We start from the raw sequence: 16,733 nt of genomic DNA, 5'->3' as shown, positions 1-16,733 counted from the left end.
CGAACGGTCACCGCTCCCCGTACCGAAACTCAAAGCTTAAACGCGCGCACCGGAAAGAGGCGCGCATGGCTAGCTTCGAGACTGCGTCCGACCGACTCCTCAACAAGCAGATCTGCATGCGGTGTAACGCTCGGAACCCACAGCGCGCACAGCAGTGCCGGAAGTGCGGCTACGGCAACCTGCGTCCGAAGGCGAAAGAGACCCGCAGCGCCTGATTTTCGGGTCAGTTGCCGCCGGCATCCGGTGGCGGTTCGTCGCCAATCAACTACTTCTCAGTGGGTTCTCTGTCCGCTGATTGCCGGTCGAGCGTCGCCATGCGAACCGACGCGTGTGAGACGATGAGTTCCAGCAGCTTTTGATCTTCTTCCCCGACAGTCGTCTCGTCCGTCGTGACTGAGAGAACGACCGTCGCCGTGCCCTCGTCGTCCAAAACCACCGCCGACACGCAGTCGGTGACTGACTCGGGGATGTCGACGGAGAACGGCCGGTCGTGAACAGTGATCTCACCCTGTTGCTGTGTCCGGACTTCCTGTGCGAGCGAGCCGACAACGTCGACCGGCACGGTTCGAATCGTGTTCGCGAGCACCACTGCATCGCCGTCCTTGAGCCGGATGACGGCCGTCTCCTCCATGCCGGTCATCGTCCCGAAGGCCTCGACGACGAAGGCGGCGACGCCGTCGACGCTGGGGGCGCTGGCGATGGCGCGTCCGTAGTTGTTCACGTCGGCCGCCTTCCCGGCGAAGGCCTCGATACGGTCGCGCTCGGCCGCCAGTTCGCGGAGCCGACTGCGGCTCCGGGCGTCGTACAGCCCGACCAGAACGCCCGCCAGCGCGCCGACGGTGACGAGGTCCACCGTCAGGTACGACGCTCGGGCGAGTGACCCGGAGGTCACGCGCTGGCTGAACAACAGGAGCGCCGCGATGGCGGCAAACGCCACGGTCCCGCCGGCGGCCCACGCGGCCACCCGGGACGTGGCCCCCTCGAACGTCGTGTCACGGACGAGCCAGACGCCCGCGTACACTATCGCCAGTCCCATCGCCACAAAGGGGAGCGCATCGACTGCAATTGCCACCGGAATCCGGGTTTGCTGGAACGCATGGAGGGCCTGCATAGCGGCCAGCACGACGCCGGAGAGCGCCAGGGCCGTCCCCGTCAGAAGTCGCTGGTTCATGGAGTCGAATATCGGCCCTATCACTAGAGCGTTGCGCCGGTTTCGAGCGGTCACTCGTCGGGATACTTCGGCTCGCGGCGTTGCGCCCGGTCGAGGGCGCGTTCGACGACCTCGCGGACGTCGCCGTGGAAGACGCCGCCGTGACCCGAGTACATGTGTTCGACGCCTGCCGGCATTCGGTCGAGAATGCGCTCGATGCTCTCGATGAGGCGCTCGCGGGACTGGCCGGGGCGGTCGGTGCGGCCGAAGGAGCCGCCCTCGAACGCGCCGTCGTCGTGGACGACCACGTCGCCGGAGAACAGGGACGACTCGGAGACGAGCGAGACGTGGTCGTCGGCGTGGCCCGGCGTGTACACGACCTCACAGTCCTCGTCACCGACCGTGAGCGTGTCGCCGTCAGCGAGTTCGTGGTCCCGGCGCGGGTGGGAGCTGTAGGCGTACAACGGCGCGTCGAAGGCGTCGAGGACGGCGTCGAGCTGCTGGACGTGGTCGCCGTGCTGGTGGGTCAACACGACGGCGTCGAGCGCATCGACGTGCTCGCGGACGACATCGACGACGCCGCGCATCGCGCCGGAATCGACCAGCGTCGTCTGCTCGCCAGTCGCGAGATAGGCGTTGCAGGTGAACGTCTCGGCCTCGGCGGTGACGTTGTGAACGTCCATACACCAAGCCTGTGGCGCGGCCCGCTTGAGTGTACTGTCCGCCGGCAACCCGACCGGAATAGGGTATTTCGGCTCACAGTGCCGAGAAAATATCGGTTATCAAACACGATAGTGTCGCCGAGTGATTTTTTACTAAGAACGTCATAGTTGTACACGTACCATGGGGTTCGGGAGCTACGACGAATCGGAACAAGACAATCAGGAGTACGACACAGACTTCGAGGACGAGGACGGCCTCGATGCTGAAGAAAACGCCCACGAGGGCGACATCGAGTACGAGTTCACCGCGTCGAACGACGAACTACTCGATAGACTGGAAGACATCAAAGACAACCAGAACACGTGAAATCAGGGGCACGGGCCCTCGGCGTGGCGGAGTCGTATCGGGCTGAAACCAGTCAGTTCGCTGGTGCCGTCGTTCGCGCCAGTCGAGTGGCTGACGGCTTTGTTTTCAGTACTGCCACAGTCGGTGGGAGCGACGCGACTGAGACGGTGTGTGCGATGGTCGACAGACTGGACCGCGAGGACGTCCGCTACTTGCTGGTGGCGGGCATCGCGCCGGCGTGGTTCAACGTACTCGACCTCGAACAGATTCACGACCACACCGACCTGCCGGTCGTCTCGGTCACCTTCGAGTCCTCGCCGGGACTCGAAGGGGCCATCCGCGAGGCCTTCGACGACTCCGATGTCGTGCAGGACCGGCTGGCGACCTACCGTGCCCAGCCGGAGCGCCGACCGGTGTCGGTGAACGACGAGACGGTGTACGTCCGGAGCGTCGGCCTCGACGACAGCGCCGCCGCGGATGTCGTCCGCGCGTTCACGCCGGAAGGCGGCCGTCCTGAACCACTCCGTGTCGCCCGACTGGCGGCGCGGGGACTGGTCGAAATGGAGTGACTCACACAGCGGGAGCGACCGACCGGATGCGGTATCGTATTGCCCATCGGTACAATGGACGGCCCGAATTCGCGTCCTTCAGATACCCCAACGACTCATTAGCTATTACTAAGTTAGAGATGGGGGTTTGAACGACATAGGCGGTAGCAATATCCTATCGTAGGTTGTATTTAGCAATAGCTAAACATAGTCTGATTGTCCGGCACTGTGTTTGTAGAGATACAATGGCAGAAAGCAGAACGCAGGCGAGGAATGCTGTAGAGCCCGCAGAAACGAACGAGCAAACGAACATCAACAGTAGCGTGACCCGGTACGAAGGCGACCAGCCGACAGAACACAGCGTCTACGGCACGCGCCAGCAGGACAGCCAACTCGTGTTCTTCGACGGCCAGTTCCCCGACGCGGAAACGGCTCGCAACGGCGACGTTCAGGAACAGACGCTCGCCGCGCTCGACCAAATTCGTGCCATGGCTGCCGAATCCGGTCTCGAACCGCGTGACCTGCTGCGGACGACGGTGTACCTCACGGAGATGGACCACCTACCAGCGGTCAAGCAAGCGTACGCGGCGTTTTTCGACGGGCAGCGACCGTCACGGACTGTCGTCGGCGTGGCACACCTGCCGAACGACGCGGCGGTGCAGATCGAAGCGACGGGTGTAAAGCGGTAATCGCTGCCAGATCTGGACAGTTGTTTTCGCTGAAGCTAGCGGAACCGGATTCCGACCGGAAGCCCGACGGCGGACCGCTGCGTTTGAGAGCCCCCGGCGCAAACGACGGGACATGGAGCAGATGGACGGCCTCAACGTCGTCGGCTGTGAGCGCTGTGACGACCTCTGCCGCTCGCGCTCGCGAATCGTCAACGGCGTCGGCCCCGCGGACGCGGACCTGCTGTTCGTCGGGGAGGCCCCCGGCGCGAACGAGGACGAACAGGGCGAGCCGTTCGTCGGGCGGAGCGGCGACGTGCTCGACGAGGCGTTGCGCGAGGCCGGCCTCGACCGCGGCGACGTGCGCATCACCAACTGTGTGCGCTGTCGCCCGCCGGACAACCGCGACCCGCGAACGGGTGAACTCGCGAACTGCCGCGACTATCTGGAGACGGAGATCGACCGCGTCGACCCCGAGGTCGTCGTCACGCTCGGGAAAGTGCCGGCTGAGCACCTGCTGGAGCGTGACGTCGCCGTCACCGGCGAAGCGGGCGACGTGTTCGACGTGGCTATCGCCGGCCAGCCACGCCGCGTGCTCGTCTCCGTCCACCCGGCGGCGACGCTGTACGACCCCAGCCAGAAGGAGACGTTTGAGGCCGCGATAACGACTGCCGCGGAGTTCACCGACGCCCAGAGCGGACAGTCGCGGCTCGGCGAGTTTTAAAATAGTCGGGTAGTGCGGCCCGGAACCGCTACTTCGCTGCGATGTCCATCGCCTCTGCCTTCGTGTCGACCAGCGAAATGTCGACACCAGGAATCTCGCCGACCCGGCTCTTGAGCGCCATCTTCTTGATTCCCTCGGAGACGATGACCCAGTCCGTGATACCGAACTCCTTGCCCGCCTCGGCGGCCTCCTGTGCTCGCGTGAATACGTCGTCGTTCAGTGACGCCTCCATCTGGAGGTTCGAGATATGCGTATCGACCGCCGGCTGTGAGGCGAGTTCCTCGAACCGTTCATTGACTTTCGCGAATGTCTCGTCTGTCATCTCCATCTCTTCGGGAAACTCAGCGATGAGAACGTTACCGTCGACGTACAGAACGTCTGTAGGATCAACCATCAACGGCCGTATGCGGTAGGTCAATAAAACTGGGCCGGTCTATTTTCATAGTTGATATCCTTATCAGGTCCGGGTGTCCGACTGTAAGCGACACCTCCCGCCGGACAGTGGTCGTGCCGAAGGTTTGTTCGAACAGGAAGTCACTTAGCCCCTGTTCGCCTACGATCCCGTATGAGTGTCAGACAGACGACCGCGGACGTGGTCGTCGTCGATTACGGACTGGGGAACCTCCGGAGCGTCACGCGCGGGCTCGAACGCGCCGGCGCAGAGGTCTCCCTTTCGGAGGACCCGGCGGAGTTCGACGCGGCCGACGGCATCGTCCTGCCCGGCGTCGGAGCGTTCTCCGAAGGGATGGACAACGCCGGGCCGTTCCGCGAGGCGCTGGTCGAACAGGCCGAGGCCGGCAAGCCCCTGTTCGGAATCTGCCTCGGGATGCAGATGCTCCTGACGACGAGCGAAGAGGCCGACCACGAAGGCCAGGGCGACGCCGAAGGGCTGGACCTCATCCCCGGAAAGAACGTCCGGTTCAGCCGCGACCAGACCGTGCCACACATGGGCTGGAACGAACTCGACGTGACGCGGGACCACCCGCTCGTCGAGGGAGTTGATGGTGAACACGCCTACTTCGTCCACTCCTACTACGCCGTCCCCGACGACGAGAACGCGACGGTGGCGACGACGGACTACGGGGCAGACTTCGCCTCGATTGTCGCCAACGACGCCGGCAACGTCTTCGGAACGCAGTTCCACCCGGAGAAATCGGGCGAGACGGGGCTGCGCATCCTCCGGAACTTCGTCGACTACTGCCTCGACCACTGAGTTCTGGGCTCGGGATTCGTTCGTATGTCTACAGGAGATTCTGTCGTCCTGCTCACCGGGGCAGCATCGGGTATCGGAGCGGCGACGGCGCGGGCGTTCGCCGACGACGGCTGGACCGTCTACGCGACGGACATTCGAGCGGAGTTCCCTGCGGACATCCGCGAGCGCTGTCGCTGTCTCGAACTCGACGTGACTGACGAGGCACAGATCGAAGCCGTCGTCGACCAGGTCATCGAGGAGACAGGCCGACTTGACTGTCTGGTGAACAACGCCGGTTACGGAGTGGCTGGGCCGGTCGAAGACATAGCCAGCGACGACGTTCGCGAGCAGTTCGACGTGCTAGTCCACGGGCCACACCGCCTCGTACAGGCAGTGCTCCCCGAGATGCGCGAGCACGGCGGGCGCATCATCACTGTCTCTAGCGTGCTGGGCCACACCGCCTCGCCCGGACTCGGCGCGTACTCGGCCGGCAAGGCCGCCGTCGAGTCGCTGATTGACGCGCTTCGGATCGAGGTCGCCGGAGCGGATAATATCCACGTCTCGCTCGTCGAACCGGCATGGGTAGACACCGGCTTCGCCGACAGCGCGCTGGGAAGCCTGAACGACGAAGATCGGACGCCGACCTACAACCGGACGTACGAGGCGCTGGAGGACGGCTGGGTCCTCACCGGTGGACCGCTGGCGACAACGCCAGAAGCCGTCGCGGCGACGGTACTCGCCGCAGCGACCGACGACCCGCCGAAGGCCCGCTACCCCGTCGGAAAGTTCGCCACGTTCGTCCGGTGGACCCACTGGCTCCCGGCGCGACTGCAGGACCCGATACACCGTGGGTTCGGTCGAGCGAGCGCGCTTCTGGGGCGGTGGTTATGATACACCTGTCCGACGGCGACCGGGTTCGGCTCTCGACCGGCCACGAAGTGACGCTGCCGCTGGTCACCGAGGCGACGGTCGCCGGCGCGGTGCTCCCGGCGCGATACGACGTTGCCGAGTCACTGCTACCCGACGGGCTTGCGCCGGTTCGGGCGACGGCCCGCCGGGCCGCGGTCGTGCTCCTCTGTGTCGAGTACCACCGCATCGGCGACGACGCGATGGCCCCCTACGACGAGTTCGCGGTGCTGATTAGCGCAACGGCGGACGGGCGGCGGCCGCCGTTGCTTCCACTGCTGACGCGCAATGTCGGCGGTTACGTCTGGTCGCTCCCGGTGACGACCGAGCCTGCTTGCGCCCTCGGCGACGAGATCTGGGGCTACCCGAAGACGGTCGCCGACATCACGCACCGCGACGACGCGACCCGCCGCGAGACGACGGTCGTCGAGGACGGGAACCGTGTCGCAACAGTCGGCATCGACTGGCCCCGGACATGGGAGCGTCGGGAAACGGTCGAGAGCTACGCGGTCCGGGAGGGCCAGCTTGAACGGACGCCAATCGAGTTCCAGGGGAAACTGGGGGCCGCGCCGCTGAGCAACCGCGTCGACGTGGACCTGGGCGACCACGAGCGAGCCGACACGCTCCGGTCACTCGACCTCGGCTCCCGGTCAGTGCTTCGGTTCTCGCTGGAAGGGCGGATTACGTACGGCGCTGGGCGGCCGGTGGAGCGGTAACGGGATAGTGCGGTAGCAGGAACGGAGCAGAGCGGTAGCAGTAGCAGAGCGGTGAGGAAGCCGTACCGCATAGCATACCGCGCGCCGACGGAGCGCGGTTTCACTTCTCGCGACCAGCGGGAGCGAGAAGGTCGTTTTTAGCGTAGATTTTTGCGAGGAGCCCTCCCGCAGCGGCGCTACGCGCCGCGAGGAAGGGCGACGAAGTAAAAAGGTACTATAGGAACTCCCGGACCTCAGAGTACCACATATCGTGCTCGTCGACGGCGTCGATAGCCTCGGCGACGCGGACGGCGATGGCGTGCCAGCAGAGCTGGTCGGGGTCGTCCGCATCGAGATTGTACTCGCTGTCGGCGCAGGTACAGCCGCCGTCCTCGACGATGTACTCGTCGTCGTGGCCCACGACGACGGTGAAATCGCGGTACTGCTTGACGCGGCTCTCGCCGACAGCCTCGATGGCCTGGTGGCCGCGGTCGCCGTGGACGTCGACGATAGCCGACACTGCGTCGGGGGTCAGCTCCCCGGCGGCTTCGAGGTCGGCCACCCACTCCTCGACTCCGGTCACATCCATGCTACGGAAAGGGGTGACAAAACGGCGTCGGCTTCAGCAGCCACGTCCCGGCTGGCTCGCAGCCGCAGCAGGGAGTTATCAGTGCTTGTACTGTGCCCGGAAGAATAAACACGGAATACGGGTTTCTTCCGGCATGAACCTCGACCTCCCGTGGCTGGCGCTGGGCTCGTTTGCCTCGGGATTCGGGTCGCTGTATCTGCTGGCCCAGCTCCAGGCGCACTGGGACAAGCCGGGCGCGCGGTGGTTCGTCGCGACCATCGTCACGCAGACGGGCTGGTGTTTCAGCTACGGCGCGGCGCTGCTGGTGTTCGACCCGACACTGCGCCTTGCCTTGGAGATGGTGTCCTGGCTGGGTATCATCTGGATCGGCTTCTGTTTCCTCTCCTTTGCGCTGGGATACACCGGTCGGACGAACGTCCTCGAAAGCGGCTGGTACCGGGCCGTAGCGGTGCTGCCGCTCGCCGGAACGGCGCTCGTCGTCACGAACCCGCTCCACACCGTGGTCTGGCAGGGATTCCGGGTCGTGCCGACCGCCGGTAGCGCGGGAGCCGACTACGCCGTCTTGCCGGTGGGGCTGCTCACGATCATCGTCGCGATGCTGTTCGTCAGTTTCGGGACCCTGCTGGTGTTCGATACGGTCGTCAGCTACGGCCCGCTGTACCGGCGCGAGGCGCTCGCGGTCGGCCTGAGCCCGATACCGCCCGGCGCCGGGGTGTTGCTGTGGGCCGGCGGCGTCGGACCGGTTCCGGCGGTGAATCTGACGACGCTCCTGTTCCTGCCCCACATCGCCCTTGACCTGTACGCGTTCGTCCGGAGCGATATGTTCGAGTTCCACCCGGCGACCCGGCGGGCCGGCGAGCGGGCGGCCATCCACGACATCGCCACGCCGGTCGCCATCGTCGACGAACAGGGACGGGTCGTGAACCTCAACCCCGCCGCCGAGCGGATGCTGGGCGTGGATAAGCGCGAAGGCCTGACAGAGCCACTGAACAGCTTTCTAGCGGGTGACGACATCGCGACAGACGGCGGGAGTTCGCGGGCGTCCATCGAGGCCGGTGGTCGACACCGGGAGTTCAAGGTCCGGCAGACGGCGCTCCGGGACGAGGCGGGGACGCAACTGGGATACACAGTCGTCTTTCAGGACATCACAGACGAGATCCGCCGCGAGCGCCGCCTCGAAGTGCTCAACCGCTTTCTCAGACACAACGTCCGCAACGAGAGCGTCGTCATCCAGGCCCGGGCGGAGTTGCTGGCGGGAGAACTCGACGGCGAGCAGTCCGACCACGCGGCGACCATCGAGCGGTCGGTCAGTCGTTTAGTCGACTCCGGCCAGAAGGCTCGAACGCTCGCCGAAGCGGGTGCTGGCGACGCGGGCCTGGAATCCGTCGCACTTGCCGACCTCGCCACCGGAGTCGTCGAGTCTGCCCGCGAGGAATACGGTGGCTCGGTCACGGTTGAGATACTCGACGACCTCCGGCTGACGACCCAGCCCGCCCTGCTGGAAATCCTGCTTACCAATCTCGTCGAGAACGCTCTCCAGCACGTTCCGGACGCCGTCGTCACCGTCGGTGCGAAGGTCGATGGCGACGATGTCGTGCTGACCGTCAGCGACAACGGCCCTGGCGTTCCAGAACACGAACTCGGCGTGCTGGAGCGGGGCCGCGAAACGGACCTGAACCACGGCAGCGGCATCGGCCTCTGGCTCGTCCGCTGGACGACCACGACGCTTGAGGGGGACCTCAACTTCGACACGAGCGACGGAACGACGGTGACCGTTCGGCTGCCACAGGAACGGACGGCCGCCGAAGCGGCGTGAGCGGAGAGCCTTCGAACGACTTAACGGCGCACGCACGGACCGGGGAGTATGCGCGTCAGTGAGGGCCGGGTGACGGTCACGGTGCCGGAACAGCCTGATGCGGGGAAGGGCGCGGACGTGTTCTTCAACCCCGTCCAGGAGCTGAACCGCGACATCACCGTGGCGGCGCTGCGGGCCTACCGAGAGCGAACCCCCCGCGTGTCGACGTACCTGGACGCCACCGCCGCGAGCGGCATCCGGGGCGTCCGCGCGGCGGCCAACGACTGGGAGACGACGCTGTGTGACATCGACGACGACGCGACGGCGCTGTGCGAGCAGAATCTCGAACGCAACGACCTTGCCGCCTCGGTCCGTCGGTCGGACGCGAACGTGCTCATGCACTCGGAGGCGTTCGACGTGGTCGACGTCGACCCCTTCGGCACGCCGATTCCCTTCGCCGACGCGGCGGTACAGGGCACCAAACACCTCCTCTGTGTGACGGCCACCGACACCGCCCCGCTGTGTGGCGCACACTTCGAGAGCGGCGTTCGGTCCTACGGCGCGGTCCCGCGCAACACCGAGTTCCACGCCGAGATGGGGATGCGCGTCCTCCTGTCGGCGATGGTCCGGACGGCCGCCCGCTACGACATCGCCGCCAGGCCGATTCTCAGCCACGCGACGAAACACTACGCCCGGACCTACCTGGAGTTCGACCACGGCGCGAAGGTCGCCAACGACTGCATCGACGAACTCGGCTACGTCCACCACTGCCAGCACTGCCTCTGGCGCGACCACGACTACGGCCTCATCGCCGACCCGCCCGAGGACTGTCCGGTCTGTGACAAGCACCTCCAGACGGCCGGCCCCATCTGGCTCGGTCGGACCTGCGACCCGGCATTCGCCGACGCCGTGTCCGAACAGGTGACCGAGGAGATGGGCACCGCCAACGAGGCGACAGAACTGCTGGCGACGCTCAGCGAGGAGATCGACACGCCAACCCACTACGACCAGCACCGCCTCTGCAAGCGCTGGGGACGCGGCGCGGAAGCCATGGACGAGTTCATCGAGAAACTTCGGGACACTGGCTACGAGGCCTCTCGAACGCACTACGGCGGCACGACGTTCAAGACGGACGCCGACGTGGTCGAAATCCGCGAGGCGACGGCGGAGTAGCGGGTCGGGAATCTATAGTAGCCATTGAAAATCAATGCACACCTGATCGCACGACGGCAGTGCGATCAGTGTGTAAATCGTTTCAATTGTTACTATAGCTCCGTCTGGACACGAACTACCGACCGTTCGCCCGGCCAACGCTCTCTCGAACCGCGGAGACGAGGTCGTAGCCCAGCAGATACACCGGCCGCAGGAAGTAGTTCGCCATCCCCGCGAGGCCGAGCATGCCGCCAATGGCCTGTACCTCTCCGGGTGTGGCCGACAGGCGGACGAGCAGCGGTAGGGCCGTGACGAGCGGCGCGAGCCACAGCGACTTGACGATGCCGTCCATGTCGACACCGGCGACGGGACCGAATCGGTCCTCGTCCGGTCGGGCGGCGAATAGAACAGCCGTCAGTACCAGCAGGCCCACGACAATCGGCAGGGACGCGCCGACGCCGGCGACGCCGAAACCGATAGCCAGTGCGGCCGCGACGAGCAACAGGACGGTCACCTGCATCGTCCCGTGCCGGATGGCCGCTTCCGTATCCATATCCGGTCGTTGCAGCGGCGCTGTATAAACCCTGTGAGGGCGGCTCACCTTTCTTAACACCTTTCGGGTTCGACCGCAAAGCAGTGGCGAACACGTGCCCTCCACGTACAATCCGGTCCGTGGCGTCCTGCTACTCGTCGGGAGCCTGCTCGCGCGGTTCGGCCTCGTCGAGCGCGAGCGGGTCCGCCGGGCGACGGAGCTGTCCTGGCCCCGCATCGTCACCGGAGTGGCCCGGATGTCGAAGTCGACGGTCGACGTGGCGATGGTGGGGCTGGCGCTCGGGCCGACAGCCATCGCCGGCGTCGGCTTCGCTGCCCCGTTCTGGGAGCTGGTGTTCGCGCTGGGCGGCGGGGTCGCCGGAGGGACAATCGGGATGGTGTCCCAGCGCTACGGGACCGACGCCGACGAGGAACTGGCGGTCACCGTCACGACCAGCGCCGCCGTCGTGCTGGGGCTGACACTCCCGCTGACGGCGGCGTACTGGGTCGTCCCCGAGCTGCTCGTCGACCTCGTCGGAACGGGGTCCGAAGCCGTCGGGTACGGGGTCCGGTACCTGCGCGTCGTCGCCCTCGGTGTCCCCTTCGCCGCACTGAACCTGATCGCCAGCCGGACGCTCGTCGGGGCCGACGACGCCTGGACGCCGATGCTGTTGCGGGCCGGCGGCGCGGTCGTCAACATCGCGTTGAACGCGGTCTTCATATTCGGGTTCGGACTCGGCGTCGTCGGTGCGGCGCTGGGCACGGTCGTTGCGAACGTGCTCGTCACGGCTGGGTTCACCGTCGGGCTGGCTCGCGGTGGCCTGCCGATAATCGGCGCGTTTCCGGTCCAGGTTCCGGTGTCGCGGCCCTTCCTCGACCGCGGACTGGGGCGAGACCTCGCGGAAACCGGGACACCGCTGGTGGGGGCCAACCTCGCGCGGACCGGGGCGCAGTTCCCCCGGCTGTTCATTGTCGGCCTGTTCGGGCCCGGCGTCGTGTCGGCCTACGTCGTGGCGCTCCGCGTCCGGGCGCTGCTTGACACGCCGAACTGGGGGCTGAGCCTGGCGTCCAGCAGCCTCGTCGGGCAGGCGCTGGGCGATGATGACGAGGCCGAGGCGACAGTCTGGGCGCAGACGGTGCTCCGGCTGAGTATCGGCGTGTACATCGTCGTCGCGGCGGCCCTGCTCCCGTTCTCGCGGGGCATCGCCCGCCTGTTCGTCTCGGACCCCACAGTGCTCCCGCTGGTGACGGTGTTCGTCGCCGTCGCGTGTGCCAGCGTCGTGTTCCGGGGCGTCGACGGCGGCTCGGTCGGGCCGCTCCGGGCCAGCGGCGACACGCGCTGGCCGTTTTACTCCCAACTGGCCGGGATGTACCTGTTCGCCCTCCCGCTGGCGTATCTCGGCTACGTCACGCCGCTCGGCGAGCTCGCGCTGTACGCCTCGCTCGTGGTCGAGACGGCCGTTCCCGCGGCAGTGACCTACTATCGCTTCCGGTCGGGGACGTGGCGGGTCGTGAGCCGGTCCTACCGGCCCGACGCGGCGCTCGACGACTGACGGGTGTCGACGGCCAGAACGACGGTCTGGCGTCAGCCAGTCGACAGTATATTTGGGGCTCCACCCCGAGATGCTCGCGTGGATCGCACACGCGCTGTCTCCGTCGCTCGGGATGTCGTCCGCACTGTCCAAGAGGAGGAGGTCTCCTTTCTCGCGGCCGGCATCGCCTACTACATGTTCGTCTCGCTCCTGCCGCTGTTGTTGCTGACGCTGGTCGTCGGCACGCTGGCGGGCGGGGAGGCCTTTGCCGAGCGAATCGTGACGGCTGCGGGGGACGTGCTCTCGCCGACGGCATCGACGCTGCTCGAAGACGCGCTGACCAGCGGGGCCGGCCGCGGGGGCGCGACTGTGCTCGGCGTCGGCGTCACGCTCTGGAGCGCGCTCAAGGTGTTCCGCGGGCTTGACGCGGCCTTCAGCCGCGTCTACGGGACGGACGGCCCCGGTTCGATTGTCGGCGAGCTCGTCGACGGGCTGGCCGCGCTGGGCGGCATCGTCGTGGCGCTGGGCGGGCTCGGCGTCATCGGCGCTCTCGGAACGGTGCTGGGCGTCCAGGTTGCGCTGGGCGGACTCGCACTCATCCCTGTACTAACGGTGTCCTTCCTCCCACTGTACTACCTGTTTCCCGATCAGGAGATGACGATACGGGCGGCCGTCCCCGGCGCGGTGTTCGCCGGTGCCGGGTGGACGCTGCTCGGAACAGGGTTCAACGTGTACGCGGCGCAGGCCGACTCCTACCAGGTGTACGGCGTCATCGGCGGGGTCCTCCTGCTCGTGACGTGGTTCTACTTCGCCGGACAGGTGCTACTCGTGGGCGCAGCGGTCAACGCGGCGCTCGCGGACCGGCAACTACAACAGGTATCGCACCGACGGTCCGGCAAAGCGATGAGTGAGGACGCTGACGAGACCGACACACCCCCGCCAGCCGGAACCGGGCCGACCGGACGAGACACTGATGCGCTGACAGACGAGGAGCTACAGGAACTCCGCGAAGAGTTCGAGTCGTTTCGCGAGGACGTCGAGGACCGGACACTCCACCGTGACGAGGTGCGGTCGGACCTCAAGCAGTACGTCCGCCGCCGGATGCGCCGCGGCCACGCCCGACAGTGGGGCCCCTACATCGTCTTGCTGTACGGCACGATCATGACCCTCGGCGCGTTCTACTACCTGAAGGGGCTCTGGGCCGTGCTGGCGATGCTGGTCATCTGGCTGTCGGTACTGGGCCTTTACGCTATCATGATTGCTGTCGGTGTGACGCTTACTGCCACCGGCCTCCCCGGACGGCTCGTCGACCGAGTGCGCGACTGGCGACAGTGATACGGGCTGTCGGCGTCACCGAGGTGCTGTCGGCGCTGCCCGGCGCAGTCGTCGTGTTGTTCGCCCTCATCACCCAATTAGGGGACTTCTGGTTCACGTTTCTGGCCTGTGGCCTGCTGTACTGGCTCGGCCCGTGGACGCCGAAACTCGGTCGCGGCCTCACTCGGGACCGGACGGCGATGCTCGTGGCGCTGCTCGCCGTCGCCGTCGCGCTCGTCGTGTCACTGAAGGGCGTGTTCGCGCTGCCGCGGCCGCCCGGAGCGGGTACGGCCACCCACGCCGAACTGCTCCCGGCGGCGCTGCGGGGCGTCTACGAGTCGATGGCGACCGGAGAGGGGTTCGGCTTCCCCAGCGGCCACGCCACCCTCTCCCTGCTCGTCTGGGGCGGCATCGCGTGGGCGCTCCGGGTCGGCACGCGTCGGCAGCGCGCCGCCGTCGCCGCGACGATCATCGCCCTCATCGGGCTCTCCCGGCTTGTACTCGGCGTCCACTACCTCGCCGACATCCTCGCGGGCTTTGCCATCGCCGGTGCGGCCCTCGCGCTCGCCCTCGGTGCGCTCAAAACGCCCGAGCGGGTGTTCGGCTTCGCGGCCGTCATCGCCGTGGCAGGGCTGTTCGTCACCGGCGTTTCCCGCAATTCGGCCGGCGCGCTGGGTGTCGCTGTCGCGGGTGCCGTGGTCTGGGCGCTCCTCGGAGATTCAATCCCGGAACCGACCCGGCACGGTGTCGGTATCACGGCGTTGCTGGGCGTTGTCTCGGTTGGAACGTTGCTCGGGGTGACGTTCGGGTTAGACCCGACGCCGGTCGCCGTCACGCTGCTTGCGGCGGTCGGGACCGGCGTCTTGCTGACGCTGCCGCTGGCCGGTGAGCGCCTCGCGAAAAAGGTGTGAGTGGCAGCCGTTAGAACTTCTCGAGGTAGCGGTCGAGTTCCCAGTCGGAGACGTCGACCAGATACTCCTTGTGCTCCTGGGTCTTGGCCTCGACGAAGTTCTCGTAGACGTGCTCGCCGAGAGCGTCCTGAATCACTTCGTCGTCTTCAAGCGCTTCGACGGCTTCGCCGAGGTTCGACGGGAGCGTGGTGATGCCGTACTCCTCGCGTTTCTCCTCGTCGAAGTCGTAGATGTTCTCGCGGACAGGGTCGTCACAATCGAGGTCCTGCTCGACGCCGTCGAGCCCAGCGTGGATGAGCGCGGCGAAAGCGAGGTACGGGTTACACGACGGGTCGGGGAAGCGAGCCTCGATACGGCTTGCAGCCGGCGTTCGGGCGGCCGGCTTGCGGATGAGCGCCGAGCGGTTACGGTCGGACCAGGCGACGTAGACAGGTGCCTCGTAGCCCGGGACCAGGCGCTTGTAGGAGTTTACCGTCGGGTTCGAGACGGCCGTGATAGCCGGCGCGTGCTTGAGGATGCCGGCGGTGAAGCTCTTTGCCGTCTCGGAGAGGTTGAACTCGTCGTCCTCGTCGTGGAACGCGTTCTCGCCGTCCTCGGTGAACAGCGAGAGGTGCGTGTGCATCCCGGAGCCGTTGATCTTCGGGATGGGCTTCGGCATGAACGTCGCGTGCAGGTCGTGCTCGGCCGCGATGGCGCGAACGACGGAGCGGAAGGTGGCGACGTTGTCGGCCGTCGAGAGCGCGTCGTCGTAGGTGAAGTTGATCTCGTGCTGGCCCTGGGCGACCTCGTGGTGGGAGGCTTCGATGTCGAAGCCCATGTCTTCGAGGCCGTAGATGATGTCACGGCGCACGTCGGAGGCGAGGTCCTTTGGCGCGAGGTCGAAGTAGCCGCCGGCGTCGTTGGTCTTGGTCGTCGCACGGCCCTCTTCGTCTTCCTCGAACAGGAAGAACTCGGGCTCGGGGGCGGCGTTGACCGTATAGCCCATGTCGTTTGCGCGCTCGATAGCACGCTTCAGGACGCCACGCGGGTCGCCGGAGAACGGCTCGCCGGTCGAGGTGTCGATGACGTCACAGATGAGGCGGGCACTGGAACCGCCTTCGACGTTTTCCCTCCACGGAAGCACCGAGAACGTCGAGGGGTCCGGGTCCAGACGCATGTCGGACTCCTGAATCCGGACGAAGCCGTTGATCGAGGAGCCGTCGAAGTAGATCCCCTCTGTGAACGCTTTCTCTGCCTGGTCGGCTGTGATCGAGACGTTCTTGATGGTGCCGAGGATGTCGGTAAACTGGAGCCGGAGGAAGTCGACGTTCTTCTCGTCGATCTCGTCGAGTACCTCCTGTGCCGCCTCTGAAAGTTCGCTTGTCATCTTTGGACACCCGATAGGAACGGTGCTACTACTAAAACCCTGCTGATTTGCGCAAAGGTTTCGACGCTTTCGCTTACATTTGGACATTCGTAAAATTCTAATCCCTGGGGGGCGTCCACCAATGTAATGACGTACGAAAATCTCGACCGTGAGCTAGTGAATGCACTTCTGGGGGATGGCCGCGCCAGCCTCCGAAGCCTCGGAGAAGACCTCGACGTGTCGGTAACGACCGTCTCAAACCACCTCTCCGATCTCGAGGACGAGGGAATCATCAACGGGTACACCCCCAAAGTCGACTACGACAAGCTCGGTTACGACGTGACAGCCATCATCCAGCTCAAGGTGGAAGGGTCGTCGCTCCCGGCAGTCACCGAGGACCTCGAAGAGCACAAGCAGATGATATCGGTGTACGAGGTCACCGGCGACTACGACGTCATCGCGGTCGGGAAGTTCACCGACACCGACGGCATGAACGCCCAGATCAAAGAACTCCTCACCGACCCGGATATCAGGGAGTCGAACACCTCCGTCGTGCTCAACGCCGCAAGCGAACACGAGCAGTTCGACCTCGACCTGAAGGAGTAGCGACCGTCCTTCTACCATCGTTCCGAACGCTCTCAGAGCGACGGCTCCTGCGAGTCTGAGCCCGATATAG

At 65.8% G+C, this 16,733-nt stretch carries 20 protein-coding genes; 14 read left to right on the top strand and 6 right to left on the bottom strand.

Going from position 1 to position 16,733, the window contains the following annotated elements; translation table 11 throughout:
* The first annotated feature begins 65 nt into the window (after positions 1-65).
* Positions 66-215, top strand: coding sequence for a 50S ribosomal protein L40e (locus tag SG26_RS20740; RefSeq protein WP_004960523.1), 150 nt, complete (start codon positions 66-68; stop codon positions 213-215).
* Between the two features lie 50 nt (positions 216-265).
* Here SG26_RS20740 and SG26_RS08345 read toward each other — a convergent pair whose 3' ends face one another.
* The gene (locus SG26_RS08345) at positions 266-1,171 is read right to left on the bottom strand and encodes a hypothetical protein (protein WP_014039108.1); all 906 of its coding nucleotides are present in this window, start codon (positions 1,169-1,171) and stop codon (positions 266-268) included.
* Between the two features lie 50 nt (positions 1,172-1,221).
* Positions 1,222-1,833 (bottom strand): MBL fold metallo-hydrolase, encoded by a 612-nt coding sequence (locus tag SG26_RS08340; protein ID WP_050037333.1) that lies wholly within the window; start codon positions 1,831-1,833, stop codon positions 1,222-1,224.
* Between the two features lie 160 nt (positions 1,834-1,993).
* On the opposite strand from SG26_RS08340, the gene SG26_RS08335 reads away from it, so the two are divergent.
* The 4 genes from SG26_RS08335 to SG26_RS08320 all read left to right on the top strand — a co-directional run bounded on the left by SG26_RS08335 (position 1,994) and on the right by SG26_RS08320 (position 4,095).
* Positions 1,994-2,179, top strand: coding sequence for a DUF5786 family protein (locus SG26_RS08335; protein WP_004515979.1), 186 nt, complete (start codon positions 1,994-1,996; stop codon positions 2,177-2,179).
* Positions 2,176-2,727, top strand: coding sequence for a DUF99 family protein (locus SG26_RS08330; RefSeq protein ID WP_023843053.1), 552 nt, complete (start codon positions 2,176-2,178; stop codon positions 2,725-2,727). The genes SG26_RS08335 and SG26_RS08330 overlap by 4 nt, the downstream gene beginning before the upstream one ends.
* A 224-nt stretch (positions 2,728-2,951) precedes the next feature.
* The gene (locus SG26_RS08325) at positions 2,952-3,395 is read left to right on the top strand and encodes a RidA family protein (protein ID WP_079980816.1); all 444 of its coding nucleotides are present in this window, start codon (positions 2,952-2,954) and stop codon (positions 3,393-3,395) included.
* Between the two features lie 112 nt (positions 3,396-3,507).
* Entirely contained in the window at positions 3,508-4,095 is a 588-nt protein-coding gene (locus tag SG26_RS08320; protein ID WP_050037332.1) for a uracil-DNA glycosylase family protein, read from the top strand.
* Positions 4,096-4,123: 28 nt separating this feature from the next.
* Here the strand turns inward: SG26_RS08320 and SG26_RS08315 are convergent, their stop codons facing one another.
* The gene (locus SG26_RS08315; RefSeq protein WP_014039103.1) at positions 4,124-4,489 is read right to left on the bottom strand and encodes a hypothetical protein; all 366 of its coding nucleotides are present in this window, start codon (positions 4,487-4,489) and stop codon (positions 4,124-4,126) included.
* Between the two features lie 171 nt (positions 4,490-4,660).
* Here SG26_RS08315 and hisH point away from each other — a divergent pair, with 171 nt between their 5' ends.
* Genes hisH through SG26_RS08300 form a run of 3 tightly spaced genes read left to right on the top strand, consistent with a single transcriptional unit; the run spans position 4,661 to position 6,909 of the window.
* Complete coding sequence (hisH, locus tag SG26_RS08310) at positions 4,661-5,308, top strand: imidazole glycerol phosphate synthase subunit HisH (RefSeq protein WP_008307104.1); 648 nt, start codon at positions 4,661-4,663, stop codon at positions 5,306-5,308.
* Between the two features lie 24 nt (positions 5,309-5,332).
* Positions 5,333-6,178: an SDR family oxidoreductase gene (locus tag SG26_RS08305; RefSeq protein WP_050037331.1), complete on the top strand. Its 846-nt coding sequence runs from the start codon at positions 5,333-5,335 to the stop codon at positions 6,176-6,178.
* Positions 6,175-6,909 (top strand): acetoacetate decarboxylase family protein, encoded by a 735-nt coding sequence (locus SG26_RS08300; protein WP_050037330.1) that lies wholly within the window; start codon positions 6,175-6,177, stop codon positions 6,907-6,909. Before SG26_RS08305 ends, SG26_RS08300 begins: the two co-directional genes overlap by 4 nt.
* Positions 6,910-7,123: 214 nt before the next feature.
* Here the strand turns inward: SG26_RS08300 and SG26_RS08295 are convergent, their stop codons facing one another.
* Positions 7,124-7,477, bottom strand: a complete 354-nt coding sequence (locus SG26_RS08295) for a hypothetical protein (RefSeq protein WP_014039100.1) — start codon at positions 7,475-7,477, stop codon at positions 7,124-7,126.
* A 133-nt stretch (positions 7,478-7,610) separates the two neighbouring features.
* Between SG26_RS08295 and SG26_RS08290 the strand changes: the two genes are divergently transcribed.
* Both SG26_RS08290 and SG26_RS08285 read left to right on the top strand, forming a co-directional pair.
* Positions 7,611-9,293 carry a histidine kinase N-terminal 7TM domain-containing protein gene (locus tag SG26_RS08290; protein WP_050037329.1) on the top strand — a complete coding sequence of 561 codons (1,683 nt, stop codon included), beginning with the start codon at positions 7,611-7,613 and terminating at the stop codon, positions 9,291-9,293.
* A gap of 48 nt (positions 9,294-9,341) precedes the next feature.
* Positions 9,342-10,445 carry a tRNA (guanine(26)-N(2))-dimethyltransferase gene (locus tag SG26_RS08285; RefSeq protein ID WP_050037328.1) on the top strand — a complete coding sequence of 368 codons (1,104 nt, stop codon included), beginning with the start codon at positions 9,342-9,344 and terminating at the stop codon, positions 10,443-10,445.
* Between the two features lie 115 nt (positions 10,446-10,560).
* Here SG26_RS08285 and SG26_RS08280 read toward each other — a convergent pair whose 3' ends face one another.
* Positions 10,561-10,977, bottom strand: coding sequence for a hypothetical protein (locus SG26_RS08280; RefSeq protein ID WP_050037327.1), 417 nt, complete (start codon positions 10,975-10,977; stop codon positions 10,561-10,563).
* Between the two features lie 94 nt (positions 10,978-11,071).
* Here SG26_RS08280 and SG26_RS08275 point away from each other — a divergent pair, with 94 nt between their 5' ends.
* The 3 genes from SG26_RS08275 to SG26_RS08265 all read left to right on the top strand — a co-directional run bounded on the left by SG26_RS08275 (position 11,072) and on the right by SG26_RS08265 (position 14,712).
* Positions 11,072-12,508, top strand: a complete 1,437-nt coding sequence (locus tag SG26_RS08275; RefSeq protein WP_050037326.1) for an MATE family efflux transporter — start codon at positions 11,072-11,074, stop codon at positions 12,506-12,508.
* A gap of 78 nt (positions 12,509-12,586) precedes the next feature.
* Positions 12,587-13,822 (top strand): YihY/virulence factor BrkB family protein, encoded by a 1,236-nt coding sequence (locus tag SG26_RS08270; RefSeq protein ID WP_050037325.1) that lies wholly within the window; start codon positions 12,587-12,589, stop codon positions 13,820-13,822.
* The gene (locus SG26_RS08265) at positions 13,819-14,712 is read left to right on the top strand and encodes a phosphatase PAP2 family protein (protein ID WP_050037324.1); all 894 of its coding nucleotides are present in this window, start codon (positions 13,819-13,821) and stop codon (positions 14,710-14,712) included. Before SG26_RS08270 ends, SG26_RS08265 begins: the two co-directional genes overlap by 4 nt.
* Before the next feature lie 10 nt (positions 14,713-14,722).
* On the opposite strand, the gene glnA is transcribed toward SG26_RS08265, so the two are convergent.
* On the bottom strand, positions 14,723-16,078 hold the full coding sequence (gene glnA, locus SG26_RS08260; protein ID WP_050037323.1) for a type I glutamate--ammonia ligase: 1,356 nt from the start codon (positions 16,076-16,078) through the stop codon (positions 14,723-14,725).
* A 126-nt stretch (positions 16,079-16,204) separates the two neighbouring features.
* Between glnA and lrp the strand changes: the two genes are divergently transcribed.
* Positions 16,205-16,663, top strand: a complete 459-nt coding sequence (lrp, locus tag SG26_RS08255; protein ID WP_005536716.1) for an HTH-type transcriptional regulator Lrp — start codon at positions 16,205-16,207, stop codon at positions 16,661-16,663.
* Positions 16,664-16,733 lie beyond the last annotated feature (70 nt).

Origin of the sequence: Haloarcula sp. CBA1115, from assembly GCF_000827835.1 — an archaeon.
GTDB lineage: Archaea > Halobacteriota > Halobacteria > Halobacteriales > Haloarculaceae > Haloarcula > Haloarcula hispanica.
Note: the sequence above shows the minus strand (reverse complement) of the source record. Positions and strands in the feature narration are given on the sequence as shown.

Excerpts from the sequence above, each read along its gene's own strand:
- SG26_RS20740 (WP_004960523.1), top strand. The coding sequence starts at position 66 with ATGGCTAGCTTCGAGACTGCGTCCGACCGACTCCTCAACAAGCAGATC.
- SG26_RS08345 (WP_014039108.1), bottom strand. The coding sequence starts at position 1,171 with ATGAACCAGCGACTTCTGACGGGGACGGCCCTGGCGCTCTCCGGCGTC.
- SG26_RS08340 (WP_050037333.1), bottom strand. The coding sequence starts at position 1,833 with ATGGACGTTCACAACGTCACCGCCGAGGCCGAGACGTTCACCTGCAAC.
- SG26_RS08335 (WP_004515979.1), top strand. The coding sequence starts at position 1,994 with ATGGGGTTCGGGAGCTACGACGAATCGGAACAAGACAATCAGGAGTAC.
- SG26_RS08325 (WP_079980816.1), top strand. The coding sequence starts at position 2,952 with ATGGCAGAAAGCAGAACGCAGGCGAGGAATGCTGTAGAGCCCGCAGAA.
- SG26_RS08320 (WP_050037332.1), top strand. The coding sequence starts at position 3,508 with ATGGAGCAGATGGACGGCCTCAACGTCGTCGGCTGTGAGCGCTGTGAC.
- SG26_RS08315 (WP_014039103.1), bottom strand. The coding sequence starts at position 4,489 with ATGGTTGATCCTACAGACGTTCTGTACGTCGACGGTAACGTTCTCATC.
- hisH (WP_008307104.1), top strand. The coding sequence starts at position 4,661 with ATGAGTGTCAGACAGACGACCGCGGACGTGGTCGTCGTCGATTACGGA.
- SG26_RS08305 (WP_050037331.1), top strand. The coding sequence starts at position 5,333 with ATGTCTACAGGAGATTCTGTCGTCCTGCTCACCGGGGCAGCATCGGGT.
- SG26_RS08300 (WP_050037330.1), top strand. The coding sequence starts at position 6,175 with ATGATACACCTGTCCGACGGCGACCGGGTTCGGCTCTCGACCGGCCAC.
- SG26_RS08295 (WP_014039100.1), bottom strand. The coding sequence starts at position 7,477 with ATGGATGTGACCGGAGTCGAGGAGTGGGTGGCCGACCTCGAAGCCGCC.
- SG26_RS08290 (WP_050037329.1), top strand. The coding sequence starts at position 7,611 with ATGAACCTCGACCTCCCGTGGCTGGCGCTGGGCTCGTTTGCCTCGGGA.
- SG26_RS08285 (WP_050037328.1), top strand. The coding sequence starts at position 9,342 with ATGCGCGTCAGTGAGGGCCGGGTGACGGTCACGGTGCCGGAACAGCCT.
- SG26_RS08280 (WP_050037327.1), bottom strand. The coding sequence starts at position 10,977 with ATGGATACGGAAGCGGCCATCCGGCACGGGACGATGCAGGTGACCGTC.
- glnA (WP_050037323.1), bottom strand. The coding sequence starts at position 16,078 with ATGACAAGCGAACTTTCAGAGGCGGCACAGGAGGTACTCGACGAGATC.
- lrp (WP_005536716.1), top strand. The coding sequence starts at position 16,205 with ATGACGTACGAAAATCTCGACCGTGAGCTAGTGAATGCACTTCTGGGG.